The following is a 7,544-nucleotide window of genomic DNA, read 5'->3' as shown; positions in this document are numbered from 1 at the left end:
TGTACACACCGCCCGTCACACCATGGGAGTGGGTTGCACCAGAAGTAGCTAGTCTAACCTTCGGGGGGACGGTTACCACGGTGTGATTCATGACTGGGGTGAAGTCGTAACAAGGTAGCCGTAGGGGAACCTGCGGCTGGATCACCTCCTTAATCGACGACATCAGCTGTCTCATAAGCTCCCACACGAATTGCTTGATTCATTGAAGAAGACGATTAGGTTAGCAACCTTCGATTGGGTCTGTAGCTCAGTTGGTTAGAGCGCACCCCTGATAAGGGTGAGGTCGGCAGTTCGAATCTGCCCAGACCCACCAATTTGCTGGGGCCATAGCTCAGCTGGGAGAGCGCCTGCCTTGCACGCAGGAGGTCAGCGGTTCGATCCCGCTTGGCTCCACCACCCCGCTTGCTAGTTTGTCAAAGCTTAGAAATGAATATTCGCTTCGAATATTGATTTCTGAACTTTATCAGAATCGTTCTTTAAAAATTTGGGTATGTGATAGAAAGATAGACTGGACAGCACTTTCACTGGTGTGTGTTCAGGCTAAGGTAAAATTTGTGAGTAATTACAAGTTTTCGGCGAATGTTGTCTTCACAGTATAACCAGATTGCTTGGGGTTATATGGTCAAGTGAAGAAGCGCATACGGTGGATGCCTTGGCAGTCAGAGGCGATGAAAGACGTGGTAGCCTGCGATAAGCTTCGGGGAGTCGGCAAACAGACTTTGATCCGGAGATCTCTGAATGGGGGAACCCACCTGGCATAAGTCAGGTATCTTGTACTGAATACATAGGTGCAAGAGGCGAACCAGGGGAACTGAAACATCTAAGTACCCTGAGGAAAAGAAATCAACCGAGATTCCCTTAGTAGTGGCGAGCGAACGGGGACTAGCCCTTAAGTGGCTTTGAGATTAGCGGAACGCTCTGGAAAGTGCGGCCATAGTGGGTGATAGCCCTGTACGCGAAAATCTCTTAGTCATGAAATCGAGTAGGACGGAGCACGAGAAACTTTGTCTGAATATGGGGGGACCATCCTCCAAGGCTAAATACTACTGACTGACCGATAGTGAACCAGTACCGTGAGGGAAAGGCGAAAAGAACCCCGGAGAGGGGAGTGAAATAGATCCTGAAACCGTATGCGTACAAGCAGTGGGAGCCTACTTTGTTAGGTGACTGCGTACCTTTTGTATAATGGGTCAGCGACTTATATTCAGTGGCGAGCTTAACCGAATAGGGGAGGCGTAGCGAAAGCGAGTCTTAATAGGGCGTTTAGTCGCTGGGTATAGACCCGAAACCGGGCGATCTATCCATGGGCAGGTTGAAGGTTAGGTAACACTGACTGGAGGACCGAACCGACTACCGTTGAAAAGTTAGCGGATGACCTGTGGATCGGAGTGAAAGGCTAATCAAGCTCGGAGATAGCTGGTTCTCCTCGAAAGCTATTTAGGTAGCGCCTCATGTATCACTGTAGGGGGTAGAGCACTGTTTCGGCTAGGGGGTCATCCCGACTTACCAAACCGATGCAAACTCCGAATACCTACAAGTGCCGAGCATGGGAGACACACGGCGGGTGCTAACGTCCGTCGTGAAAAGGGAAACAACCCAGACCGTCAGCTAAGGTCCCAAAGTTATGGTTAAGTGGGAAACGATGTGGGAAGGCTTAGACAGCTAGGAGGTTGGCTTAGAAGCAGCCACCCTTTAAAGAAAGCGTAATAGCTCACTAGTCGAGTCGGCCTGCGCGGAAGATGTAACGGGGCTCAAACCATACACCGAAGCTACGGGTATCACTTAGGTGATGCGGTAGAGGAGCGTTCTGTAAGCCTGTGAAGGTGAGTTGAGAAGCTTGCTGGAGGTATCAGAAGTGCGAATGCTGACATGAGTAACGACAATGGGAGTGAAAAACTCCCACGCCGAAAGACCAAGGTTTCCTGCGCAACGTTAATCGACGCAGGGTTAGTCGGTCCCTAAGGCGAGGCTGAAAAGCGTAGTCGATGGAAAACAGGTTAATATTCCTGTACTTCTGGTTATTGCGATGGAGGGACGGAGAAGGCTAGGCCAGCTTGGCGTTGGTTGTCCAAGTTTAAGGTGGTAGGCTGAGATCTTAGGTAAATCCGGGATCTTAAGGCCGAGAGCTGATGACGAGTTGCCATTAGGCGACGAAGTGGTTGATGCCATGCTTCCAAGAAAAGCTTCTAAGCTTCAGGTAACCAGGAACCGTACCCCAAACCGACACAGGTGGTTGGGTAGAGAATACCAAGGCGCTTGAGAGAACTCGGGTGAAGGAACTAGGCAAAATGGCACCGTAACTTCGGGAGAAGGTGCGCCGGTGAGGGTGAAGGACTTGCTCCGTAAGCTCATGCCGGTCGAAGATACCAGGCCGCTGCGACTGTTTATTAAAAACACAGCACTCTGCAAACACGAAAGTGGACGTATAGGGTGTGACGCCTGCCCGGTGCCGGAAGGTTAATTGATGGGGTTAGCTAACGCGAAGCTCTTGATCGAAGCCCCGGTAAACGGCGGCCGTAACTATAACGGTCCTAAGGTAGCGAAATTCCTTGTCGGGTAAGTTCCGACCTGCACGAATGGCGTAACGATGGCGGCGCTGTCTCCACCCGAGACTCAGTGAAATTGAAATCGCTGTGAAGATGCAGTGTATCCGCGGCTAGACGGAAAGACCCCGTGAACCTTTACTATAGCTTTGCACTGGACTTTGAATTTGCTTGTGTAGGATAGGTGGGAGGCTTTGAAGCGTGGACGCCAGTCTGCGTGGAGCCATCCTTGAAATACCACCCTGGCAACTTTGAGGTTCTAACTCAGGTCCGTTATCCGGATCGAGGACAGTGTATGGTGGGTAGTTTGACTGGGGCGGTCTCCTCCTAAAGAGTAACGGAGGAGTACGAAGGTGCGCTCAGACCGGTCGGAAATCGGTCGTAGAGTATAAAGGCAAAAGCGCGCTTGACTGCGAGACAGACACGTCGAGCAGGTACGAAAGTAGGTCTTAGTGATCCGGTGGTTCTGTATGGAAGGGCCATCGCTCAACGGATAAAAGGTACTCCGGGGATAACAGGCTGATACCGCCCAAGAGTTCATATCGACGGCGGTGTTTGGCACCTCGATGTCGGCTCATCACATCCTGGGGCTGAAGCCGGTCCCAAGGGTATGGCTGTTCGCCATTTAAAGTGGTACGCGAGCTGGGTTTAGAACGTCGTGAGACAGTTCGGTCCCTATCTGCCGTGGACGTTTGAGATTTGAGAGGGGCTGCTCCTAGTACGAGAGGACCGGAGTGGACGAACCTCTGGTGTTCCGGTTGTCACGCCAGTGGCATTGCCGGGTAGCTATGTTCGGAAGAGATAACCGCTGAAAGCATCTAAGCGGGAAACTTGCCTCAAGATGAGATCTCACTGGAGCCTTGAGCTCCCTGAAGGGCCGTCGAAGACTACGACGTTGATAGGTTGGGTGTGTAAGCGCTGTGAGGCGTTGAGCTAACCAATACTAATTGCCCGTGAGGCTTGACCATATAACACCCAAGCAATTTGCGTCGAACGACCAGATTGCGGTGTTGTGAAGACACAGTAAGCCGAAGATTTGTAACTCACAAACATCACATACCCGATTCGCTGGAGTGTCTGAACAAGACCTTCTGGCAACAGAATTTCTTGACGACCATAGAGCATTGGAACCACCTGATCCCATCCCGAACTCAGTAGTGAAACGATGCATCGCCGATGGTAGTGTGGGGTTTCCCCATGTGAGAGTAGGTCATCGTCAAGATTAAATTCCGAAACCCCTATCTGCATCTGCAGGTAGGGGTTTTGTCTTTGTGGCCTGTTCTGCGCCAAGGCTGGCTCCTGCGCGGTTGTGCTCCCACAATTGGGGCAACGACACTAGAATAGGCCCTGACGTTTTTACTCAGAACCCTTCTATGCCCGACCCTGACGATCGCGATTCACTCGCAGGCTTGCCGCTGGATCAATTGGTGGCGTGCCACGAATGCGACCTGCTGCTGCGCAAGCCCGAGCTCAAGACGGATGAAAAAGCGCAATGCCCGCGCTGCGGCTATGAGTTGTACGCCCATCGGCACAATGTGGTCGAGCGCAGCCTGGCCCTGGTACTGGCGGCCTTGCTGCTCTACGTGCCGGCGAACTTTCTGCCGATCATGCAACTCCATCTGTTGGGCCAGAACTCCGATGACACGGTGTGGAGCGGTGTGATCGGCCTGTACAACAGCGGCATGGGTGGCGTGGCGGTGGTGGTGTTCCTGTGCAGCATGGCCATTCCACTGCTCAAGCTGCTGTGTCAGCTGGTGGTGTTGCTGACCATCCGCTTGAACAGGGGCCGCAGCTACGGCCTGCTTCTTTACCGTTTTTATCACCACATGCGCGACTGGGGCATGCTTGAGGTCTACCTCATGGGCGTACTGGTCGCCATCGTCAAGCTGGTGGATATGGCCGAACTCAGCCTAGGGCTTGGCTTGCTGTGTTTTGTCAGTTTGTTGCTGATTCAGGTCTGGCTGGAAGTGGTGATGTCCCCCCACCAGATCTGGGTAGCCTTGTCGGGAGAAGATGTGCATGCGGGCGATTGACGCAGGAATACTGATCTGTACCGAGTGTCATGAGCTCAACCGCCAGGAGGCGGGCGCCAGCAGCCAGACCTGCACACGCTGCGGGGCGCTGGTGCATGCACGCCGGCCCAACAGCCTGGCCCGTACCTGGGCGCTGCTGATTACCGCGACCATCCTGTACATACCGGCCAACGTGCTGCCGATCATGACGGTCAGCACCCTGGGGCAGGGCAGCCCCGACACCATCATGTCCGGCGTCATCACCCTGATGCAGCACGGCATGCTGCCGATCGCGGCCGTGGTGTTCATCGCCAGTATTCTGGTACCCACCTTCAAGCTGGTGGGCATCGCCCTGCTGTTGTACTCGGTGCAGCGCCACCAGCCGCTGTCGGCACGCCAGCGCATCGTGATGTATCGCTTCATCGAATTCATCGGCCGCTGGTCGATGCTGGATATCTTCGTCATCGCGATCCTGGTGGCGGTGGTGAATTTCGGCCGGATTGCCAGTGTCGAAGCCAACCTGGGGGCGGTCGCCTTTGCCAGTGTGGTGATTCTGACAATGCTTGCTGCAGTAACTTTCGATCCCCGACTGATTTGGGATAACACGGAGTCGGATGACGACCATGAGTGATTTGCCTACGGCTAAAACCCGCCCAGCTTCGAACTGGTCGGCCATCTGGATTCTGCCCCTGATCGCATTGGTGATCGGTGGGTGGCTCGGCTGGCAGGCCTACCGTGAAGCGGGGGTGAACATCGAGGTTCGCTTCGAGAGCGGCGAGGGTATCGTCGCCAACAAGACCGAGGTGGTCTACAAGGGCATGTCGGTGGGTAAGGTCAAAAGCCTGGTACTTGACGACAAAGGCCGCAACAAAGGTGTCATCGCCACCATCGAGATGAACCAGGTGGCCGAGGAGCACCTGCGCAAGAACACTCGCTTTTGGCTGGTCAAGCCAAACGTGAGCCTGGCCGGGATCACCGGGCTGGAGACGCTGGTATCAGGCAACTACATTGCCGTGAGCCCGGGCGATGGCGAGCCGAGCAAGCGTTTCAATGCGTTGAGCGAAGCACCGCCGATGTCCGACAGCGTGCCCGGCCTGCATCTGACCCTCAAGGCCGATCGCCTGGGGTCGCTCAACCGTGACAGCCCCGTGTTCTACAAGCAGATCCAGGTTGGCCGGGTGAAGAGCTACAAGCTCTCCGACGACCAGGGTACGGTCGAGATCAAGGTGTTCATCGAGCCGGGCTATGCCGACCTGGTGCGCAAGCACACGCGTTTCTGGAACGCCAGCGGCGTGAGCATCGATGCCAACCTGTCGGGCGTGAAGGTGCGCAGCGAGTCGCTGGCCAGCATCGTTGCCGGCGGTATCGCATTCGCTACCCCCGAGCACCGCAAGGACAGCCCGCCCACCGACCCGAACCTGCCGTTCCGTCTTTTCGAAGACTTCGACGCCGCCCAGGCGGGTATCCGGGTCAAGGTCAAGCTGAGCGACTTCGAGGGCCTGCAGGCGGGCCGTACGCCGGTCATGTACAAAGGTATACAGGTAGGTTCGCTGAAAGCCCTGAAGGTCGATGCCGACCTCTCCAGCGCCATGGCCGAGCTGACCCTGGACCCGCTGGCCGAGGACTACCTGGTCGAAGGCACCCAGTTCTGGGTGGTCAAGCCGTCGATCTCCCTGGCGGGTATCACCGGCCTGGAGGCGTTGGTAAAGGGCAACTACATTGCTATCCGTCCCGGCGACAAGGGCGCCTCGCCTCAGCGTGAATTCGAAGCCCGGGCCAAGGCCCCGCCCCTCGATCTGAAGGCGCCCGGCCTGCACCTTGTGCTGTTCAGCGACAACCTGGGCTCGCTCGAGGTTGGCAGCCCGATCCTGTATCGGCAGGTAAAGGTGGGTAGCGTGCAAAGCTACCAGTTCTCCAGGAAGCAGCAACGCCTGCTGATTGGCGTGCACATCGAGCCCGAGTACGCCAACCTGGTCAATGGTTCGACGCGTTTCTGGAACGCCAGCGGCATTACCCTGACTGGCGGCCTGTCGGGCATCCAGATCAAGAGCGAGTCGCTGCAGAGCCTGATGGCCGGTGGCATCGCCTTCGATACGCCGAAACAGAATGTACCGCTCAAGCGTCGTATCCCCACCTTCCGCCTGCTGGCCAACCAGGAAGCGGCGGATCGCAAGGGCACCAGCATCACCATCAAGGTGGACCGTGCGGACGGCCTCAAGGTCGGCACCCCCATACGCTTCAAGGGGCTGGATGTCGGCAAGGTCGAAGCGGTGGACCTGGCGGAGGACCTGCAGTCGGTGACGATCAAGGCGCAGATCACCGAGGTGCCCGAGCGTATTGCGCGTGTGGGCACGCAGTTCTGGGTAGTCAAGCCGGCGCTGGGTATCGTCAAGACGGCCAACCTGGAGACGCTGGTCACCGGTCAGTACCTTGAAGTGCAACCGGCGGCGAAGAATCAGGGCCCGCAGCGCAACTTCGTGGCCTTGCCCGAGCCACCGGACCTGACCGCTCGCGAGGCTGGCCTGCCGGTGGTGCTCAGCGCTGCTCGACGCGGGTCGATCAAGGTCGGTGTGCCGGTCACCTACCGTGAAGTGCCGGTGGGCAAGGTCACGGGGTACGAACTGGGGCAGACAGCGGATCGCGTGTTGATCCATATCCTGATCGAGCCACGCTACGCCTCGCTTGTGCGCGGTGGCAGCCGTTTCTGGAACAGCAGTGGCTTCGGCTTCGATATCGGCCTGTTCAAGGGCGCTACGGTGCGTACCGAGTCGCTGGAGACCCTGATCGAGGGTGGCATTGCCTTCGCCACGCCAGACGGCGACAAGATGGGCAACGCAGCGTTGCCGCAGCAGACCTTTGCCCTGTTCGACAAGGCCGAGGACGAATGGCTGCAATGGGCGCCGAAGATCCCGCTCGGCAAGTAGGCAAGGCATAGCCCTTCGCCGACCAGGCCGTCTCCTGCAGGAGTCAGCCTGGTCGGCGAAGGGAG

The 7,544-nt window shown here is 56.6% G+C and carries 3 protein-coding genes, 2 tRNA genes and 3 rRNA genes (1 of these 8 cut by a window edge); all 8 read left to right on the top strand.

What is annotated here, in order from left to right:
• Nucleotides 1–152: ribosomal RNA gene (locus KH389_RS22940) — 16S ribosomal RNA — on the top strand (it extends 1,385 nt beyond the left edge of the window).
• 84 nt (nt 153–236) lie between these two features.
• Nucleotides 237–313, top strand: a tRNA-Ile gene (locus KH389_RS22935).
• 7 nt (nt 314–320) lie between these two features.
• Nucleotides 321–396: transfer RNA gene (locus KH389_RS22930), tRNA-Ala, on the top strand.
• Between the two features lie 224 nt (nt 397–620).
• A 23S ribosomal RNA gene (locus tag KH389_RS22925) occupies nt 621–3,511 on the top strand.
• 138 nt (nt 3,512–3,649) lie between these two features.
• A 5S ribosomal RNA gene (gene rrf / locus KH389_RS22920) occupies nt 3,650–3,765 on the top strand.
• Together the 16S, 23S and 5S rRNA genes with 2 tRNA genes alongside form the textbook arrangement of a ribosomal RNA operon.
• 151 nt (nt 3,766–3,916) lie before the next feature.
• Nucleotides 3,917–4,576: a paraquat-inducible protein A gene (locus KH389_RS22915; protein ID WP_213606318.1), complete on the top strand. Its 660-nt coding sequence runs from the start codon at nt 3,917–3,919 to the stop codon at nt 4,574–4,576.
• On the top strand, nt 4,563–5,186 hold the full coding sequence (locus KH389_RS22910; RefSeq protein ID WP_213606316.1) for a paraquat-inducible protein A: 624 nt from the start codon (nt 4,563–4,565) through the stop codon (nt 5,184–5,186). The genes KH389_RS22915 and KH389_RS22910 overlap by 14 nt, the downstream gene beginning before the upstream one ends.
• On the top strand, nt 5,179–7,479 hold the full coding sequence (locus KH389_RS22905) for a PqiB family protein (RefSeq protein WP_213606315.1): 2,301 nt from the start codon (nt 5,179–5,181) through the stop codon (nt 7,477–7,479). Before KH389_RS22910 ends, KH389_RS22905 begins: the two co-directional genes overlap by 8 nt.
• The last annotated feature ends 65 nt before the right edge of the window (nt 7,480–7,544 follow it).

Source organism: Pseudomonas qingdaonensis (genome assembly GCF_018398475.1).
GTDB lineage: Bacteria > Pseudomonadota > Gammaproteobacteria > Pseudomonadales > Pseudomonadaceae > Aquipseudomonas > Aquipseudomonas palmensis.
Note: the sequence above shows the minus strand (reverse complement) of the source record. Positions and strands in the feature narration are given on the sequence as shown.